Source organism: Buttiauxella sp. 3AFRM03 (assembly GCF_003675305.1).
GTDB lineage: Bacteria > Pseudomonadota > Gammaproteobacteria > Enterobacterales > Enterobacteriaceae > Buttiauxella > Buttiauxella ferragutiae.
Genome location: NZ_CP033076.1, coordinates 1,078,899 through 1,096,741, shown reverse-complemented (window position 1 = coordinate 1,096,741; position 17,843 = coordinate 1,078,899). Strand labels below are relative to the sequence as shown.

The 17,843-nt window shown below is 52.0% G+C and carries 18 protein-coding genes; 13 read left to right on the top strand and 5 right to left on the bottom strand.

Translation table 11 applies throughout. The features are described from left to right. Nucleotides 1-33: 33 nt before the first annotated feature. Nucleotides 34-525, top strand: coding sequence for a cold shock domain-containing protein (locus D8682_RS06675; RefSeq protein WP_121813869.1), 492 nt, complete (start codon nt 34-36; stop codon nt 523-525). 96 nt (nt 526-621) lie between these two features. Here the strand turns inward: D8682_RS06675 and flgN are convergent, their stop codons facing one another. From flgN to flgA, 3 genes are all read right to left on the bottom strand, one after another. Continuing rightward, the gene (flgN, locus tag D8682_RS06670) at nt 622-1,044 is read right to left on the bottom strand and encodes a flagella biosynthesis chaperone FlgN (RefSeq protein WP_064547854.1); all 423 of its coding nucleotides are present in this window, start codon (nt 1,042-1,044) and stop codon (nt 622-624) included. 4 nt (nt 1,045-1,048) lie between these two features. Then, a complete protein-coding gene (gene flgM, locus D8682_RS06665) occupies nt 1,049-1,342 on the bottom strand; it encodes a flagellar biosynthesis anti-sigma factor FlgM (protein WP_121813868.1) in 294 nt (97 codons plus the stop codon). Nucleotides 1,343-1,440: 98 nt separating this feature from the next. Beyond that, nucleotides 1,441-2,100 carry a flagellar basal body P-ring formation chaperone FlgA gene (gene flgA / locus D8682_RS06660; RefSeq protein WP_121813867.1) on the bottom strand — a complete coding sequence of 220 codons (660 nt, stop codon included), beginning with the start codon at nt 2,098-2,100 and terminating at the stop codon, nt 1,441-1,443. 152 nt (nt 2,101-2,252) lie between these two features. Here flgA and flgB point away from each other — a divergent pair, with 152 nt between their 5' ends. From flgB to flgL, 11 genes are all read left to right on the top strand, one after another. After that, nucleotides 2,253-2,669, top strand: a complete 417-nt coding sequence (gene flgB, locus D8682_RS06655; protein ID WP_064547847.1) for a flagellar basal body rod protein FlgB — start codon at nt 2,253-2,255, stop codon at nt 2,667-2,669. A gap of 3 nt (nt 2,670-2,672) precedes the next feature. Then, entirely contained in the window at nt 2,673-3,077 is a 405-nt protein-coding gene (gene flgC, locus D8682_RS06650; RefSeq protein WP_121813866.1) for a flagellar basal body rod protein FlgC, read from the top strand. A gap of 10 nt (nt 3,078-3,087) precedes the next feature. Then, nucleotides 3,088-3,765 (top strand): flagellar hook assembly protein FlgD, encoded by a 678-nt coding sequence (flgD, locus tag D8682_RS06645; protein ID WP_064547842.1) that lies wholly within the window; start codon nt 3,088-3,090, stop codon nt 3,763-3,765. Nucleotides 3,766-3,791: 26 nt separating this feature from the next. Continuing rightward, entirely contained in the window at nt 3,792-5,000 is a 1,209-nt protein-coding gene (flgE, locus tag D8682_RS06640; RefSeq protein ID WP_121813865.1) for a flagellar hook protein FlgE, read from the top strand. 19 nt (nt 5,001-5,019) lie between these two features. After that, nucleotides 5,020-5,775: a flagellar basal body rod protein FlgF gene (locus D8682_RS06635; protein ID WP_121813864.1), complete on the top strand. Its 756-nt coding sequence runs from the start codon at nt 5,020-5,022 to the stop codon at nt 5,773-5,775. Between the two features lie 77 nt (nt 5,776-5,852). Further along, the gene (gene flgG / locus D8682_RS06630; RefSeq protein WP_064517889.1) at nt 5,853-6,635 is read left to right on the top strand and encodes a flagellar basal-body rod protein FlgG; all 783 of its coding nucleotides are present in this window, start codon (nt 5,853-5,855) and stop codon (nt 6,633-6,635) included. 65 nt (nt 6,636-6,700) lie between these two features. Further along, nucleotides 6,701-7,396 (top strand): flagellar basal body L-ring protein FlgH, encoded by a 696-nt coding sequence (locus tag D8682_RS06625; RefSeq protein WP_121815654.1) that lies wholly within the window; start codon nt 6,701-6,703, stop codon nt 7,394-7,396. An 11-nt stretch (nt 7,397-7,407) separates the two neighbouring features. Then, nucleotides 7,408-8,502, top strand: coding sequence for a flagellar basal body P-ring protein FlgI (locus D8682_RS06620; protein ID WP_064547836.1), 1,095 nt, complete (start codon nt 7,408-7,410; stop codon nt 8,500-8,502). Beyond that, on the top strand, nt 8,502-9,443 hold the full coding sequence (flgJ, locus tag D8682_RS06615) for a flagellar assembly peptidoglycan hydrolase FlgJ (RefSeq protein ID WP_064547834.1): 942 nt from the start codon (nt 8,502-8,504) through the stop codon (nt 9,441-9,443). The genes D8682_RS06620 and flgJ overlap by 1 nt, the downstream gene beginning before the upstream one ends. Before the next feature lie 85 nt (nt 9,444-9,528). Further along, nucleotides 9,529-11,190 carry a flagellar hook-associated protein FlgK gene (flgK, locus tag D8682_RS06610; protein WP_064547832.1) on the top strand — a complete coding sequence of 554 codons (1,662 nt, stop codon included), beginning with the start codon at nt 9,529-9,531 and terminating at the stop codon, nt 11,188-11,190. A 16-nt stretch (nt 11,191-11,206) separates the two neighbouring features. Next, nucleotides 11,207-12,169, top strand: coding sequence for a flagellar hook-associated protein FlgL (gene flgL / locus D8682_RS06605; protein ID WP_064547830.1), 963 nt, complete (start codon nt 11,207-11,209; stop codon nt 12,167-12,169). Between the two features lie 156 nt (nt 12,170-12,325). Here the strand turns inward: flgL and rne are convergent, their stop codons facing one another. Then, a complete protein-coding gene (gene rne / locus D8682_RS06600) occupies nt 12,326-15,628 on the bottom strand; it encodes a ribonuclease E (protein ID WP_121813863.1) in 3,303 nt (1,100 codons plus the stop codon). A gap of 571 nt (nt 15,629-16,199) precedes the next feature. Here rne and rluC point away from each other — a divergent pair. Beyond that, complete coding sequence (rluC, locus tag D8682_RS06590) at nt 16,200-17,153, top strand: 23S rRNA pseudouridine(955/2504/2580) synthase RluC (RefSeq protein WP_167558332.1); 954 nt, start codon at nt 16,200-16,202, stop codon at nt 17,151-17,153. Nucleotides 17,154-17,196: 43 nt separating this feature from the next. On the opposite strand, the gene D8682_RS06585 is transcribed toward rluC, so the two are convergent. After that, a complete protein-coding gene (locus D8682_RS06585) occupies nt 17,197-17,781 on the bottom strand; it encodes a nucleoside triphosphate pyrophosphatase (protein WP_121813862.1) in 585 nt (194 codons plus the stop codon). Between the last annotated feature and the right edge of the window lie 62 nt (nt 17,782-17,843).

Here is a 17,843-nt window from a genome sequence, read left to right as displayed (position 1 = left end):
AATTTGACATATTGAACGATTAATTAGGCGGTAATAGCGATGCACGGAGTAATCACAACCTGGTTTGAAGATAAAGGTTTCGGTTTTATCAAAGATGAAAACGGTGACAATCGTTATTTTCATGTGATTAAGGTCGCCAACCCTGAGCTGATTAAGAAAGATGCCTCGGTGACTTTTGAGCCAACCACCAACAACAAAGGCTTATCAGCTTTTTCGGTGAAAGTTGAGCCAGACAGCAAATACATCTTTATTGCTGGCGAGCGCATCAAAATCACGGCGATTAAATCCTTCCTGGTTTACAGCGAAGAAGTGCCAGCCGAAACCAAGATTGATAAAGAGAACGCGGTGCTGTCTGTTGGCGCGCTGATGAACAGCATTCGCCCGAAAGCAGAACCTAAGCCGGGCGAAATGCGTACGCTGAAGAAACTGGCGGTGACCACCTTCCAGGGATCAACGTTAATTTTTTCGGAAGATGAAATTGATGTGGATACAACGATGAAGATTTTGAAGGCATTGCCTCGTTAAGGCTAAACAATCCTCACCCTAACCCTCTCCTTGAAGGAGAGGGGATGCATATGGTTCCCCTTCTCCCTCTGGGAGAAGGTCGGGATGAGGGTGAACTTAAATCGTTATTTTTTTGCCACCGCGACTGACTGTCGTTGCTTGTCCATCGGCACCGTAGAGGTTCGGTTCCTGATGTGGTTTGAGTACCGCAAGCGCTTGTTCATTGCGCGCTAACTGGTCCTCTAATAACCAACCGTTATGCTGGTTAATATCACGTAAGTGCTGTGTTTTTTGCGTAATCGTCTGCCAACGTTGGCTAATATCAGTGCTGCCGATACTTTCGACTTTCTGTGCGGCACGACGCTGCTGCTCAAGATAATCAAGCGTCGCTAACAATGAGCTTTTATCTTCAGTGATACGTTGTAATGCACTGCCATTCACATGGCCTGCTGATAATTGTTGTTGCTCAGCGTCCATCACCTCTTTAAGAGAGTTGAGTACCGCAGTCATTTGATCCATCACTTCTAACAGACGATTCATGCCATTATTTACTCAAGATAGAGCTTTGAGCTTCCTGGATTAACGCATCGGCGATCTTGCCGGTATCCATTTTCAGCTCACCGTTACGGATCGCTGTTTTGAGTGCTTCAACGCGTTCCATATTGATATCCCTGCTACCCGGCTGAATTAACTTAGCCTGTGCGTCACTGAGTGTCACATTGGTGCTTTTCGGGGTGGTGCTTTTTTCCAGTTGGCTCTTTTGAATCGGCGCTTCTGGCGTTTCGCGTGGTTGTACAGTGCTTACCGGTTTCAAAGGCGACGTGCGATCAATGCTCATTATTAATTCCTCATCGAGGGGTAATATCTATCATCTGTTAATACACTATCGGCAGACATCACGGAACCTTTAAAACCTTCTTAATCCCTAACGGAATTTTATAAGTTAATCAGAATATTCCCATCCGTGTCGACGACTCCGCTGACTATCTGACCCGAACTCATTCGTACCCGTGCATTCTGTGCCACGGCGGCATTATTCAGTGCCTTGCCCTGGCTATTGACGCTAAATCCTTCACCCGCGGCGACCACTTGCACCTGCTGCCCGGCTTTGACTCGCCATGTCTGGCGCACCATTGACAGCAGAATCGGTTGATCTGCGGCGATGTCGCGCAGCGTCACGGCACTGCTGGCCTGGTTGATATCGAGCATAGCGCGTGGTGGCAGTTGATCGAGCCGTCCACGTTTGAGCTGAAGCTGGCCTGCATCTATGACGCTACCGCGCGGTAATGGCTGCGCGGCTACAACGTAATTTCCGGTGGCCTGCACCTGGGCCTGTATGTAGCGTTTGTCGTTACCGCAGCGCGCCATCACGCTCACGTTTCCCCACAGGCGGCTATTCCCCGGCATAGAAAAATCAGGGAGTGGGCAGGGAGGTAATTGCGCATCAGGCGTTTTGACTATTACCGACACTTCATCACTCATGCCCGCCAGGCGCTGCTGGAAAAACTGGCTCAACGGCGCATCCAGAATGCTGGCTAATGCCTGCGGGCAAGCCAGCAAAAGGGCAATGGTGCTCCAGATTTTCAGACCGGTCATGACGTTTCTCCTTGTTCAGGTGGCAGTGATTTTAACTGCACAGCGAAATGATCAAGGCGACAAATAGCGACGCATTTTGCGTCTATTCCAACGATAACGCACGCGTAAGGAGCTTTAAGCTGTCGGACAAATCCTAATTATGCGGAGGGAACATGCTAGACAAACTGGATGCCGCGCTGCGATTTCAGCAAGAAGCGATAAATTTGCGCGCCCAGCGTCAGGAAATTCTGGCAGCAAATATCGCCAATGCGGATACCCCGGGCTATCAGGCTCGCGATATTGATTTTGCCAGTGAAATGAAAAAAGTGATGGAACGGGGTCGTGCCGAAGGCAGCGGTGTTGCGCTTGCGCTCACGTCCGCGCGCCATATCCCTGCGGCAACACACTCAGCACCTTCGCTTGATCTTCTTTACCGCGTTCCGGACCAGCCATCGATGGATGGTAACACCGTCGATATGGACCGCGAGCGTACACAATTTGCCGATAACAGCCTGAAATACCAGTCCGACCTTACGGTTCTCGGTGGCCAAATCAAGGGCATGATGTCGGTGCTGCAACAGGGTGGCTAATAGATGGCATTACTGAATATTTTTGATATCGCAGGCTCTGCGATGACGGCCCAATCCAAGCGGATGAACGTGGCGGCGAGTAACCTGGCTAACGCCGATAGTGCCACCGGCCCTGACGGACAGCCTTATCGCGCTAAGCAGGTTATTTTCCAGGTTGATGCCGCTCCGGGGGCTGAAACGGGTGGCGTAAAAGTGACGGGCGTTGAAGAGAGCCAGGCACCGGACAAACTGGTGTTCCAGCCGGGTAACCCGTTGGCTGATGCCAAAGGTTATGTGCGGATGCCGAATGTGGATGTGGTGGGTGAGATGGTCAACAGCATGTCGGCGTCACGCAGCTATCAGGCCAACGTCGAAGTCCTCAACACCGTGAAAAGCATGATGTTGAAAACCCTGACGCTGGGTCAATAAGGAGTGATTGATGGGCATCGCCGTTAATATGAATGACACCACCACCAGTGGTGTCAGTGCGACTTCGGGTAACAATAATCTGACAGGCAGCAACGCCGCTGACCTGCAAAGTAGTTTTTTGACGCTGTTGGTCGCGCAGCTGAAAAACCAAGACCCAACCAACCCTCTGCAAAACAATGAATTGACTACGCAACTGGCGCAAATCAGCACCGTGAGCGGCATTGAAAAACTCAATACTACGCTCGGTTCGGTTTCCGGTCAGTTGACCAATAACCAGTCTGTGCAGGCCAGCGCCTTGATTGGCCACGGCGTGATGATCCCTGGCAGTAAAATTCTGGCAGGCAGCGAAGCGACCACGCCATTTGGTGTTGAGCTGCAACAGGCCGCAGATAAAGTCACCGCCACCATTACCGACAGTAGCGGCAAAGTGGTGCGTACTCTCGATGTGGGGGCGCTTAGCGCAGGCGTCCATACCTTTACCTGGGATGGCAGCATGACGGACGGCACCACCGCACCGGACGGGGCCTATAACGTCGCTATCAACGCCAGTAATGGCGGGACACAACTGGTGGCTCAACCGCTGAATTTTGCGTTGGTCAATGGCGTGACACTCAGTAATGGTACGACCTTGCTCGACCTCGGAACTTACGGCACCTCCACCCTCGACGACATCAGGCAGATTATTTAAGCCTTCAACCCTTGCAGGAGTAAAACATGGGCTTTTCTCAAGCGGTCAGCGGATTGAATGCTGCGGCCACCAACCTCGACGTGATTGGTAACAACATTGCCAACTCCGCCACTTACGGTTTTAAATCCGGCACCGTTTCTTTTGCCGATATGTTTGCCGGCTCCAAAGTGGGCCTCGGCGTAAAAGTTGCGGGCATTACCCAGGACTTTAACGACGGCACCACCACTAACACCGGCCGTGGCCTGGATGTGGCGATTAGCCAGAATGGTTTCTTCCGCCTGGTCGATACCAATGGCTCGGTGTATTACAGCCGTAACGGCCAGTTCAAACTGGACGAGAATCGCAATCTGGTGAACATGCAGGGGATGCAGTTGACCGGTTACCCGGCAACCGGTACGCCGCCAACGATTCAGGAAGGCGCAAACCCAGTTGGGCTGGCTGTGCCAAATACCTTGATGGCGGCGAAAACCACCACCACGGCGTCGATGCAGATCAACCTGAACTCTACCGACCCAACGCCAACGAAAACCCCGTTCAGCGCGACAGATTCCGATACCTACAACAAGAAAGGTTCTATCACTGTCTATGACAGCCAGGGTAACGCCCATGATATGAACGTCTTTTTTGTGAAATCGACGACGGCGAACACCTGGGATGTATATACCCAGGATAGCAGCGTGGCGGGTAGCCCAGCGACCAAAGGCGCATCGATGGTATTTAGCCCAAATGGCACGCTGATTTCAGGTGGCACTAACTCCCTGACCACCGGGACTATCAATGGTGCGACTCCGGCGACATTTGATCTGAGCTTCCTGAACTCGATGCAGCAAAACACCGGCTCCAACAACATTGTTGCCGCGAATCAAAATGGCTATAAGCCAGGCGACCTGGTGAGCTACCAGATTAACGAAGACGGCACCCTTGTTGGCAATTACTCCAACGAGCAAACCCAATTGTTAGGCCAGATTGTGCTGTCGAATTTTGCCAACCCGGAAGGTTTGTCCTCTGAGGGCAACAACGTGTGGTCTGCGTCCAATTCTTCTGGCGTGGCGCTGCTGGGAACGGCGGGTTCCGGTAACTTCGGCACCCTGACCAACGGTGCGCTGGAGTCTTCGAACGTCGACCTGAGTAAAGAACTGGTCAACATGATTGTCGCGCAGCGTAACTACCAGTCGAATGCGCAGACCATCAAAACCCAGGATCAGATCCTCAACACCCTGGTTAACCTGCGTTAAGCACTGACGGGATAGCTTAATGGATCACGCAATTTATACCGCCATGGGTGCGGCCAGTCAGACGCTGAATCAACAAGCGGTGACTGCCAGCAACCTGGCAAATGCTTCAACACCGGGCTTTCGCGCACAGCTAACCGCATTGCGTTCGGTGCCAATAGAAGGGCTTTCGTTGCCGACGCGCACCCTGGTGACGGCTTCAACGCCTGGCGTGGATATGTCGCAAGGTCAGCTTGATTACACCCAACGCCCGCTGGATGTTGCCCTGCAACAAGATGGCTGGCTGGCGGTACAAAGTGCTGATGGTACTGAAGCTTATACCCGTAACGGCAATATGCAGGTTAGCCCTGCCGGGCAACTGGCCATCGGTGGGCAACCGGTGATGGGAGAAGGTGGCCCGATTGCTGTGCCTCAGGGCGCGCAACTGACTATCGCGGCAGATGGTACTATTTCTGCACTGAACGCGGGTGACCAGCCGAATACCGTGGCACCGATTGGCCGCCTGAAACTGGTGAAAGCCACCGGCCAGGAAGTGGTGCGCGGTGATGACGGTTTCTTCCGCCCGAGTGCGCTGGCGCAAGCTACGCGTGGTGCCACGTTGCAGGCGGATGCCAGCATCTCGTTGATGCCTGGCGTGCTGGAAGGCAGCAACGTTAAGCCCGTCGAAGCCATGACCGACATGATTGAGAACGCCCGTCGTTTTGAGATGCAAATGAAGATTATTTCAAGCGTTGATGAAAACGAGCAGCGCGCCAATCAGTTGTTGGCGATGAGTTGATAGCCGAACGGTTTTTGTAGGTCGGATAAGCGAAGCCTCATCCGACAAACGAAATACAGATCTAACAGGAATCAAAAATGATCAGTTCTTTATGGATCGCTAAAACCGGTCTTGATGCCCAGCAAACCAACATGGATGTGATTGCCAACAACCTGGCAAACGTCTCCACCAATGGTTTTAAGCGTCAACGCGCGGTGTTTGAAGACTTGCTTTACCAGACGATTCGCCAGCCTGGTGCGCAATCTTCTGAACAGACCACATTACCGTCCGGTTTGCAGATTGGTACGGGTGTGCGTCCGGTGGCTACCGAGCGCCTGCACAGCCAGGGCAACCTGTCGCAGACCAACAACAGCAAAGATGTGGCGATTAAAGGCCAGGGCTTTTTCCAGGTGCAATTGCCGGACGGCACTAGTGCCTATACCCGCGATGGTTCTTTCCAGGTCGACCAGAACGGCCAACTGGTCACCGCGGGCGGTTTCCAGGTTCAGCCAGCGATCACTATCCCTGCTAATGCACTCACCATTACCGTTGGACGTGACGGTATTGTGAGCGTGACGCAACAGGGGCAGGCACAGCCGGTTCAGGTGGGGCAGCTGAATTTGACCACCTTTATGAATGACACGGGTCTGGAAAGCCTGGGTGAAAACTTGTATGCCGAAACCCAGTCTTCCGGTACGCCAAACGAAAGCACACCTGGGCTGAATGGCGCAGGGCTTTTGTATCAGGGGTATGTTGAGACCTCTAACGTGAACGTGGCTGAAGAACTGGTGAATATGATCCAGGTTCAGCGCGCTTACGAAATCAACTCTAAAGCCGTTTCAACCACTGACCAGATGCTGCAAAAGCTGACGCAGTTGTAAGACGTTTGCCGGTGTGAGTGTTTCGCACCGGCTGTCGTTATCTGAATGACCTGAAGATGAAAGCAATGCAAAACCCAATGGTTCTTCGTCCTATCGTGATGTTTCTGGTGCTCTCCACAAGTGGCTGTGCACTGGTGCCAACTAAACCGCTGGTGGAAGGGGCAACATCGGCCCAACCTGTGCCTGGCCCTGCACCTGTGGTTAATGGCTCTATTTTCCAGACGGCACAACCGCTGAACTATGGCTATCAACCGCTGTTTGAAGACCGCCGCCCACGTAACGTTGGCGATACGTTGACGATCCAGCTTCAGGAAAATGTCAGTGCCAGTAAGAGTTCGTCGGCGAATGCCAGCCGTGATGGCAAAACTAATTTTGGCTTTAACGTCACGCCGCGCTATCTCGAAGGTCTGTTCGGTAATAACCGCGCCGATGTGGATGTGGAAGGCGGCAACAGTTTCAACGGTAAAGGTGGGGCGAATGCCAGTAACACCTTTAGCGGAACCTTAACCGTGACGGTCGATCAGGTGCTGGCAAACGGCAACCTGCACGTCGTGGGTGAAAAACAGATAGCCATTAACCAGGGCACCGAATTTATTCGTTTCTCCGGTGTGGTCAATCCTCGCACCATCAGTGGCTCCAACACCGTGCCGTCCACACAAGTGGCGGATGCGCGCATCGAATATGTCGGAAACGGCTATATCAACGAAGCGCAGAACATGGGCTGGATGCAACGCTTCTTCCTTAATTTATCGCCGATGTAAGCGAGGGATTTATGACCAGATATTTATTCGGATTGCTGATGCTGGTGGCAACGCTAGCGCAGGCTGACCGTATCCGCGACCTGACCACGGTTCAGGGCGTGCGTGAAAACTCCCTGATTGGTTATGGCCTGGTGGTTGGCCTTGACGGAACGGGTGACCAGACCACACAAACGCCGTTCACCACGCAAACCATGAACAACATGCTTTCGCAGTTGGGGATTACCGTTCCTGCGGGCACCAATATGCAGCTCAAAAACGTGGCTGCGGTCATGGTGACGGCTAAGTACCCGGCGTTTGCCCGCTCGGGGCAAAATATTGATGTGGTGGTTTCTTCAATGGGTAACGCCAAAAGCTTGCGCGGCGGCACATTGCTGATGACGCCAATGAAAGGGGTCGACAACCAGGTTTATGCCCTGGCGCAAGGCAATATTCTGGTCGGCGGTGCGGGGGCTTCTGCGGGTGGCAGCAGCGTTCAGGTGAACCAACTGAATGGCGGGCGTATCACCAATGGCGCGATCATCGAACGTGAATTACCGGGAACGTTTGGTTCAGGCAATCTCATCAGCCTGCAACTGAACAATGATGATTTCACGCTGGCGCAGCAAATTACCGACACCATTAACCGTTCGCGTGGCTTTGGCAGCGCGTCGGCGATTGATGCTCGCACCATCCAGATTCGTGTCCCAACCGGCAACAGCTCGCAAGTGCGTTTGCTGGCCGATATTCAGAACCTGGAAGTGAACCTGCCAGCACAGGACGCCAAAGTGATTATCAACTCACGTACCGGTTCGGTGGTGATGAACCAGGAAGTGACACTGAATACTTGTGCGGTGGCGCAGGGCAACTTGTCGGTGACAGTCAACCGCCAGGCACAGGTGAGCCAGCCGGATACACCATTTGGTGGCGGTCAAACTGTTGTCACCCCGCAAACGCAAATCGACTTGCGCCAGAATGGCGGGGCGCTGCAACGGGTTAACGCCAGTGCCAACCTGAACACCGTGGTTCGTGCTTTGAACACGCTGGGCGCATCACCAATGGAGTTGATGTCGATTCTGCAATCTATGCAAACCGCGGGTTGTTTGCGGGCCAAAGTGGAAATTATCTGATGCTTAACGAGTCCCAATCACTGGCGAATGCGGCGTGGGATGCTAACTCTCTTAACGAGTTAAAAGCCAAAACAGGGCAAGATCCGAAAGGCAACATGAAGTCGGTTGCCCGCCAGGTGGAAGGGATGTTCGTGCAGATGATGCTGAAAAGCATGCGCGAGGCGCTGCCGAAAGATGGCTTGTTCAGCAGTGAGCAAACGCGCATGTACACCAGCATCTATGACCAGCAAATTGCCCAACAGCTCAGCGCAAAAGGCCTTGGGCTGGCGGACATGATGGTGGAGCAAATGGGCGGCAATGCTGACCCATCGGAAGAGGCTGGCAAAGTACCGATGAAGTTTGATATGCAGACGGTGACCAGCTTCCAGAACCAGACCATCACGCAAATGGTGCGTCAGGCCATCCCGAAAGCACCGTCTAACGAAGAACCGCTAACCGGTGATAGCAAAGACTTCCTGGCGCAGCTTTCGTTACCAGCACGCCTTGCCAGTGAACAGAGCGGCATTCCTCATCACTTGATTCTGGCGCAAGCTGCGCTGGAGTCAGGCTGGGGGCAACGGCAAATTCTGACTGAAAAAGGTGAGCCGAGTTTTAACCTGTTTGGCGTCAAAGCCAGCAGTAGCTGGAAAGGGGAGGTGACTGAAATCACCACCACCGAATATGAAAACGGTGAAGCGAAAAAGGTAAAAGCCAAGTTCCGCGTGTATAGCTCTTATCTGGAGGCGCTTTCTGATTACGTCGGCTTGTTGACACGCAACCCGCGTTACGCCGCCGTGACTAATGCCAATACCGCAGAACAGGGCGCACAAGCGTTGCAAAATGCGGGGTACGCCACCGATCCGAACTATGCCCGTAAGCTGACGGGCATGATTCAGCAGATGAAAGCGATGGGTGAGAAAGTGGCGAAAGCGTATAGCAACGACCTGTCTAATCTCTTCTAAGTTCACACTATTAAATACTCAAGTCCTGCCGGGAACTGCCGATACTTACTGACAGGAACCGTGATTAATGCGCTAAGGAAATTTCATGTCCAGTAGCCTGATTAACAGTGCCATGAGTGGCCTGGGTGCTGCCCAGGCGGCACTGAATACTGTCAGTAACAACATTTCTAATTACAACGTCACAGGCTATACCCGCCAGACTACCGTGTTATCTCAGTCGAAAAGTACGCTGGGTGCTGGAGGATGGATTGGCAACGGTGTGCAAGTCAGCGGTGTGCAACGTGAATATGATGCGTTCATCACTAACCAACTGCGCGCGGCACAGACGCAAAGCAGTGGTCTGAGTACTCAGTATCAGCAAATGTCGAAAATCGACAATATGCTGTCGGGTAGCACCAACACCCTCGCCACCACCATGCAAAGTTTCTTTACTGGCCTGCAAACGCTGGTCAGTAATTCTGAAGACCCGGCTGCTCGCCAGGCGTTGCTTGGCAATGCCAGCGGCCTGGTAAACCAGTTTAAGGTGACGGATCAGTATCTGCGCGACCAGGATAAGCAGGTGAATACCGCTATCCAGAGCAGCGTGGAACAAATCAATAATTACGCCAGCCAGATTGCGAATCTGAATAATCAGATTTCACGCCTTACCGGTGTGGGCGCGGGCGCATCACCAAACGATTTGCTCGATCAGCGCGACCAGTTGGTTAGCCAGCTTAACCAGATTGTCGGTGTTGAAGTCAGTGTGCAGGACGGTGGCTCGTATAACGTGTCGATCGCCAACGGTTTAACCCTGGTGCAAGGCGACAAAGCTAATCAACTGGCGGCTGTCGGCTCCAGTTCTGACCCGTCACGCATTACTGTGGCGTATGTTGACCCGGTTTCTGGCACCACTGAAATCCCTGAAAGCCAGCTGAAGAATGGCTCGCTTGGCGGCATGTTGACTTTCCGTTCTCAGGATTTGGACAGCGCGCGTAACCGCCTCGGGCAGTTAGCTTTAGCGTTCTCTGATGCGATTAATCAGCAGCACAGCGCGGGCATTGATGCCAATGGCGCGGTGGGGAAAGATTTCTTTGATTACGGCGGCCCGTCTGTTTTAAGCAACAGTAAAAATGCCTCTCAATCGACAGTACTGACTGCACAAGTCACTGACAGCAAAGCGGTTCAGGCCAGCGACTATAAAGCTGTGTTTAACGATCCTGACTGGGAAATCACTCGCTTGTCGGACAATAAGAAATTCACCGCAACCGAGGCCGTTGATGGCAGTGGCAACAAGAGCCTGAGTTTCGACGGCTTAAAAATCGACATTAGCGGTACGCCAGCGACCAAGAATGACAGTTTCGTTATTAAGCCGGTTTCAGATGTTGTGGTGAATATGAACGTCTTAATTAGCGACGAAAGTGAATTGGCATTAGCGGCCAATCCTTCGGGTGGCGATAGCGACAACCGTAATGCTCAGGCGCTGTTGGATTTGCAGAGCAGTAAAGTCGTCAACGGCAACAAATCGTTTAACGATGCCTATGCCAGCCTGGTGAGTGATGTGGGTAACAAAACCAGCACGCTGAAAGTCACCAGTACCACGCAAGATAATGTGGTCACGCAGTTGAGTAACCAACAGCAGTCCATCTCTGGTGTCAACCTTGACGAAGAGTACGGTAACTTGCAGCGTTTCCAACAGTATTACCTGGCGAATGCCCAGGTTCTTCAGACGGCATCAACTCTGTTTGATGCGTTACTGTCCATCCGTTAATTAAGGAATCTGGCGTATGCGTATCAGTACCGCAATGATGTACCAGCAAAACATGCGTGGCGTGACCAACGCACAAAGTGAGTGGCTGCGCTACGGCGAGCAAATGTCGACGGGTAAACGTGTCACTAAACCTTCTGATGACCCGATTGCCGCATCGCAAGCGGTGGTGTTGTCTCAGGCTCAGGCTCAAAACAGCCAGTACGCGCTGGCTCGTACTTTTGCGACACAGAAAGTGTCGCTGGAAGAGAACGTACTGGGGCAGGTGACCACGGCGATTCAGTCTGCGCAGGAGAAAATCGTTAACGCCGGTAACGGTACGTTAAGCGATGACGATCGTGCTTCACTGGCTACCGATCTGGAAGGTGTCCGCAATCAGATCCTCAACCTTGCCAACAGCACAGATGGCAACGGGCGTTTTATTTTTGCAGGCTATAAAACGGATTCTGCACCGTTTAGCGGTGGGGCAAACAGCATCGTTTATACGGGCGGTGGTACTGCTGTGACCCAGTCTGTTGATGCCGCACGCAGCATGACGATTGGCCACACAGGCACGCAAGTGTTCAACTCGCTGACCAGTAATGCGGTGCCGGAACCCGATGGCAGTGACTCGGAAACCAATCTGTTCAACATGCTTGATTCTGCGATTGCCACCCTGAGAAAACCCGCTGAAGGCCTGGATGATGCCGACAAAGATCTTTTAACCGCGGCTATCGATAAAACCAACCGTGGGCTGAAAAACTCCCTTAATAACGTTCTGACCGTGCGTGCAGAGTTAGGCACACAGCTTAATGAGCTGGATAAGCTTGATGATTTAGGTAATGACCGTGCGTTGGGACAGTCGCAGCAAATGAGTGATTTGGTGGATGTAGACTGGAACTCGGCGATATCTTCCTATGTGATGCAGCAGGCAGCACTTCAGGCGTCTTACAAAGCATTCAGTGATATGCAGGGGATGTCTTTGTTCCAGCTGAATAAATAGTAGCTTTACCGTTTGGGGCGTGCCATGAAACTGGGTGCGCTTTATGTGCCCACTTCATTACCCCGAAGTGGGCTTTTTTTTGCCTTATCCCACAAGACTCTCAGAAATAAAAAAGCCAGTCAGTTTCCTGACCGGCTTTTTCGCAACGCTTAGCGATTATTCAGCGCTTTGCGGGCGTGTAGCTGGAGCTGTTGCCTGGTGAGTTGCGCTGTTTCCACCAGCAGAACCGCGGCCACTGAACTCATATGTTGGGCGTACCCAATCGCTCTGGCGTGGTGCTTCCGGAGTATATTCCGGTGCCGGAGCTTTAGTCATCGGCGCGGCTGCATGTTTAGTCACATGAGCAACAACAGGCTGTGCAGCTTTCACTTCAGGAACCACAGTTTCTGCTACAACAGTTTTCTCAACTGGCGTCTCTTCAGCTTTGGTTTCTGCAACCGGAGTCTCTTCAGCTTTAGTCTCTGTCACTGCCGGCTTAACTTCTTCTACCGGAGCCTCTGGCGTAGTTTCTTCAACTACGACTGGAGCAACTTCAGCCACTGCTGCTGCCTGCTGTTGATGCGTTTCAACTGCAACGTCATCCTGAGCTGGCGTAACTTCGTCAATCACTTGTTCAGCAACAACGTCGTCTTCAGTGGCAATCAGATGTGGCTGCTCAGTGACAGAAGCCGCAATCACTTCTGGATGCGTGGTTTCAACGTGTGCCGGTTCAACCGCTACAGGTTGCGCTGCTGCCTGAACGACTGGCGGAACAATAATCACTTCTACAGGCTCTTGCTCGTGAGAAACAAAGACTGGAGCATGATCAACGTGATTCTCGTACTGCGAATCTTCCTGGGAACGGGCAACCGGGTAGCTGATCCAGGCTTTACCAGAAGCAAGTTCAGGAGAAGCACAAGCAACGATCAATGGCATCGGTGACTGCGTTGGGTAACGTTCATCACGATAACGACGGCGACGTTGACCACTGACACGCAAGTGACGTGGGGAACGGCGAGAGCGACGCGGCATACCGTTAGAATCGTTACGTGAATCGTTGTTGTCATCATGCTCAACAACGGGTTTCTCGATAACTGCTGGTAACGGAATCGTCGCCAGTTCGGTACGTGCAGCAGGTGCAGCGGTCACTTCGGCTACGTCTGGAGTTGTCACAGTTTCAGTTACGGAATCTGCTGCAGATTCGAAACGAATTTTCTGGCTCAATTGACGTTGCTTACGGCGAGGCATCACCTGGACGCGTTCTTCCTGCTCGGTATCAGCTTCAACTTCTACCGGTTCATCGCGCTGCAGAACTTTAACTTCCTGCTGTGCCTGGCGTTTGTCATCGCTACGACGACGGTTGCGTTCACGACGTGGCTGCTGCTCGTCGCGTGCTTTAGGCTTTTCAGCTTCTTCAGCAACGGCCGGGCGGTTTTCACGGACTTCAGCATTTTGCTGCTGACCCTGGCGGCGATTACGGCGGTTATCGTCGCGATCGCGGTTTTCGCGCGGCTCACGATTATCACGATTATCACGATTTTCGCTGCGATTTTCACCACGGCTTTCGCCACGGTTATCACGATCGCGGTTGTTGCGATCGCCACGATCGTTACGGTCACGACGGTTGTTCTGGCGACGGTTATTACGACGATCCTGACCCTGACCCTGACGCTGGCCTTCAGTCTCAGCCGGTTTCGCTTCCTGAACTTCTTTGCTTTCAGTAGTCGCTTCGCCTGCGAACAGGTTTTTCAGCGCACCGAAGAAGCGGCTAATCAAGCCAGGTTGCTCAGCTGTTGCCGTTTTCGCGACCGCAGGTTTAGCAGCAGGAGCTGGTGTGGCTACCGGTGCAGATTCTGGCGGTGCTGGCGGCACGTCTGGCATCACGAAGGTCGCGAGCGCAGGTTGCTCTGGGCGTTTACGCTCGGCGTACTCTTCATCAGAAGGCATCGCCATCTCTTCTTCATGCAGCTTAGGCAGCATGTAGCTCAGCGTTTTAGTTTCTTCGCCTTTGCGCACGCGCAGTACGGAGTAGTGTGGTGTTTCCATCTGATCGTTAGGAACGATGATGGCTTTCACGCCGCCCTGACGGGTTTCAATCGCGCTAACTGCATCACGTTTTTCGTTCAGCAGGTAAGACGCAATCGGCACCGGAACAATCGCATGAACTTCCTGGGTATTCTCTTTCAGCGCTTCTTCTTCAATCAGACGCAGAATGGAGAGTGCCATGGATTCGTTGTCACGCACCGTGCCTGTACCGCTACAGCGCGGGCAGACGTGGTGGCTGGACTCGCCCAAAGAAGGGGAGAGACGCTGACGAGACATTTCCAGCAGGCCAAAGCGAGAGATATGGCTAATCTGGATACGAGCTCTGTCCTGACGGACAGCTTCACGCAGACGGTTTTCTACCGCACGCTGGTGGCGCACAGGGGTCATGTCGATGAAGTCGATAACAATCAAACCACCGAGGTCACGCAGACGCAGTTGGCGCGCGATTTCATCAGCCGCTTCAAGGTTGGTATTGAACGCCGTTTCTTCGATGTCACCACCGCGAGTTGCGCGCGCGGAGTTGATGTCGATGGCGGTTAACGCTTCAGTGGAGTCGATAACAATCGAACCACCGGATGGCAGACGAACTTCGCGCTGGAAAGCGGATTCAATCTGCGACTCAATTTGGTAGTGGCTAAACAGCGGGATTTCACCGGTGTAGAGCTTAATTTTGCTGCTGAAATCAGGGCGACCCAGAGCACCGATATGCTGGCGAGCCAGTTCGAGTACTTTCGGGTTATCGATAAGAATTTCACCGATGTCCTGACGCAGGTAATCGCGGAAAGCACGTACAATAACGTTGCTTTCCTGATGGATAAGGAATGGAGCAGGGCGATTTTCTGCCGCTTTTTGAATCGCTTCCCAGTGCTTCAGACGGAAGCTTAAATCCCATTGCAGTGCTTCAGCGGATTTACCCACGCCAGCAGTACGTACAATCAGACCCATGCCATCTGGTAGTTCCAGAGAGGAAAGGGCTTCTTTCAATTCAGTACGATCGTCACCTTCGATGCGGCGGGAAATACCACCAGCACGTGGGTTATTTGGCATCAGTACTAAATAACTTCCTGCCAGACTAATAAAGGTGGTTAAGGCTGCGCCTTTATTACCACGTTCTTCTTTATCAATCTGGACAATCACTTCCTGGCCTTCACGCAGAACATCTTTAATGTTCGGACGACCATGTGATGAATAATTAGACGGGAAGTATTCGCGGGCAATTTCTTTAAGAGGAAGGAAACCATGACGTTCCGCGCCGTAATCTACAAATGCCGCTTCCAGACTTGGTTCAATACGGGTGATTTTGCCTTTATAGATGTTGGCTTTTTTCTGTTCGTGTCCAGGACTTTCAATATCCAGATCGTACAGACGTTGCCCATCTACAAGGGCGACACGCAACTCTTCTTGCTGAGTCGCGTTTATTAGCATTCTTTTCATCGTAACTTACTCATTATTCTTACATTGGTGACAAAGCTACGGGCATGGTGACGCTGACCGGGAGTGAACCGATGGCCTCGTGACTAAACGCTAAGTCGCCAACCTCACGGTTGTCGCTTGCTGAGAGGCGCAAAGTGTCGGTAGCCTGTATTTCATACGGAAATACAGCGCAATTATCGTGGGAATAACCTTAGAATATTTCTTAAGAGTTGATTCCAATTTACCGGTCAGGCTGCAACCCGCAGCCCGCTAACTGCCTGAAGGTACAATACGTCTTACGCCATTGCTGCGTGGATGGACGTTCAGGCAAAACTGGTAATTCCGCAAAATTCCTTGTTCTAACAAGTATCAACACGGAAAACCGCAACATTATTCCATTGCTAACCTTATTATAGCAAGATGACTTTTGCCTTTGATGCCTCGTTTCTTACAGTTTTTTAACTCACTTTTTCGCTGCATGTCGCAGAAATCTGAAAAAGGGCAGTCAGGCGACTTAAAACCAGGCAGATTCTCAGTTAAGCACATAAAAATGAGTGGCGCTATGCGCGCACGCTATTTAGAATCGCCGACCATGAAAACTCCGACACCTTCAGTACAAATCGTTGCCATTTCTTCTGATGAAGCTGGGCAGCGTATCGATAACTTTTTGCTCTCCCGCCTGAAGGGCGTGCCGAAAAGTATGATTTATCGCATTTTGCGTAAAGGCGAAGTGCGCGTGAATAAAAAACGCATTAAGCCTGAATATAAAATCCAGGATGGCGACGAAATTCGTATTCCGCCGGTTCGCGTCGCCGAACGTGAAGAACAAGCCGTATCGCCACATCTACAAAAAGTCGCCGCGCTGACGGATGCGATTATTTATGAAGATGATCACATCCTGGTATTGAATAAACCTTCAGGTACTGCGGTTCACGGTGGCAGTGGCTTGAGCTTTGGTGTGATTGAAGGCTTGCGTGCGTTGCGCCCGGAAGCGCGTTTCCTTGAACTTGTGCATCGTCTTGACCGTGATACATCGGGCATTTTGCTGGTGGCGAAGAAACGCTCCGCCCTGCGTTCACTGCACGAGCAGTTGCGTGAAAAGGGTATGCAGAAGGATTACCTGGCGCTGGTACGTGGCCAATGGCAGTCGCATGTCAAAGCGGTGCAGGCTCCGTTGCTAAAAAATATTTTGCAGAGCGGTGAGCGTATTGTACGCGTCAACAGTGAAGGCAAACCGTCAGAAACACGTTTTAAAGTGGAAGAGCGTTATGCTTTCGCCACATTAGTACGTTGCAGCCCAATCACCGGGCGAACCCATCAGATTCGCGTGCACACGCTGCATGCCGGGCACCCCATTGCGTTCGATGATCGCTATGGCGATCGCGAATTTGATAAGCAACTCGCAGGCACTGGCCTGAATCGTTTGTTCTTGCATGCCGCAGCATTGCGTTTCACCCATCCCAATACCGGTGAAGTTATGCGTGTTGAAGCGCCGCTGGATGAGCAATTGAAACGCTGTCTTACGGTGTTACGCAACGCGGGCTAACCGTTTAGAGTGGAGGCGCGAAGGTGTCTCCACTCTAAGTCAGCTATATGAGTAAAGGGTTACATCCCTCGTTGTTGAGCATCTCGCACAAGCTAATTAACGGCAGCCCAACCAGGGTGTTCGGATCCTTACCGGACAGTCTGTCGAATAATGTGATCCCCAAACCTTCACTCTTAAAACTTCCAGCGCACTGTAACGGCTGTTCTTTTCGCACGTAATTGCGGATTTCTTGTTCACTCAGATGACGAAAATGAACATCAAAAGGTTCGCAAATCACCTGTAAATTTCCGGATGCTGAATTATAAAGCGCCAACCCGGTATAAAAAGTGACAATACTGTTGCGGGCAGTAAGCAATTGTTCCACTGCTTTTTCTTCGGTGTGCGGCTTTCCGACGATTTTTCCCTCTAAAACGCAGACCTGATCTGAACCGATAATCAGATGATTTGGATATTCCTTGCTCAACGCCTGTGCTTTTGCTTGCGCCAGTCGCACGACCAGCTGGCGGGCATTCTCACCGGGAATCGGCGTTTCATCGACCTGTGGAGACGCGGTAGTAAAGGGGATACCGAGCTTTTCTAGTAGCTCTCGACGGTATGGCGAAGTTGAAGCCAGAACAATTTGCGTCATATTTTTTTCATTAATGATAGCGATCCGAGAAAAGGCATTTTAAACTATGCCACCGCAATGTG

What these genes read in the sequence shown, in the direction of transcription:
- flgC (WP_121813866.1), top strand. Translation starts at nt 2,673, where the DNA reads ATGGCATTACTGAATATTTTTGATATCGCAGGCTCTGCGATGACGGCC.
- rluC (WP_167558332.1), top strand. Translation starts at nt 16,200, where the DNA reads ATGAAAACTCCGACACCTTCAGTACAAATCGTTGCCATTTCTTCTGAT.
- flgG (WP_064517889.1), top strand. Translation starts at nt 5,853, where the DNA reads ATGATCAGTTCTTTATGGATCGCTAAAACCGGTCTTGATGCCCAGCAA.
- D8682_RS06585 (WP_121813862.1), bottom strand. Translation starts at nt 17,781, where the DNA reads ATGACGCAAATTGTTCTGGCTTCAACTTCGCCATACCGTCGAGAGCTA.
- flgA (WP_121813867.1), bottom strand. Translation starts at nt 2,100, where the DNA reads ATGACCGGTCTGAAAATCTGGAGCACCATTGCCCTTTTGCTGGCTTGC.
- D8682_RS06635 (WP_121813864.1), top strand. Translation starts at nt 5,020, where the DNA reads ATGGATCACGCAATTTATACCGCCATGGGTGCGGCCAGTCAGACGCTG.
- flgM (WP_121813868.1), bottom strand. Translation starts at nt 1,342, where the DNA reads ATGAGCATTGATCGCACGTCGCCTTTGAAACCGGTAAGCACTGTACAA.
- D8682_RS06625 (WP_121815654.1), top strand. Translation starts at nt 6,701, where the DNA reads ATGCAAAACCCAATGGTTCTTCGTCCTATCGTGATGTTTCTGGTGCTC.
- rne (WP_121813863.1), bottom strand. Translation starts at nt 15,628, where the DNA reads ATGAAAAGAATGCTAATAAACGCGACTCAGCAAGAAGAGTTGCGTGTC.
- flgJ (WP_064547834.1), top strand. Translation starts at nt 8,502, where the DNA reads ATGCTTAACGAGTCCCAATCACTGGCGAATGCGGCGTGGGATGCTAAC.
- flgE (WP_121813865.1), top strand. Translation starts at nt 3,792, where the DNA reads ATGGGCTTTTCTCAAGCGGTCAGCGGATTGAATGCTGCGGCCACCAAC.
- flgK (WP_064547832.1), top strand. Translation starts at nt 9,529, where the DNA reads ATGTCCAGTAGCCTGATTAACAGTGCCATGAGTGGCCTGGGTGCTGCC.
- flgN (WP_064547854.1), bottom strand. Translation starts at nt 1,044, where the DNA reads ATGAATCGTCTGTTAGAAGTGATGGATCAAATGACTGCGGTACTCAAC.
- flgL (WP_064547830.1), top strand. Translation starts at nt 11,207, where the DNA reads ATGCGTATCAGTACCGCAATGATGTACCAGCAAAACATGCGTGGCGTG.
- flgB (WP_064547847.1), top strand. Translation starts at nt 2,253, where the DNA reads ATGCTAGACAAACTGGATGCCGCGCTGCGATTTCAGCAAGAAGCGATA.
- flgD (WP_064547842.1), top strand. Translation starts at nt 3,088, where the DNA reads ATGGGCATCGCCGTTAATATGAATGACACCACCACCAGTGGTGTCAGT.
- D8682_RS06620 (WP_064547836.1), top strand. Translation starts at nt 7,408, where the DNA reads ATGACCAGATATTTATTCGGATTGCTGATGCTGGTGGCAACGCTAGCG.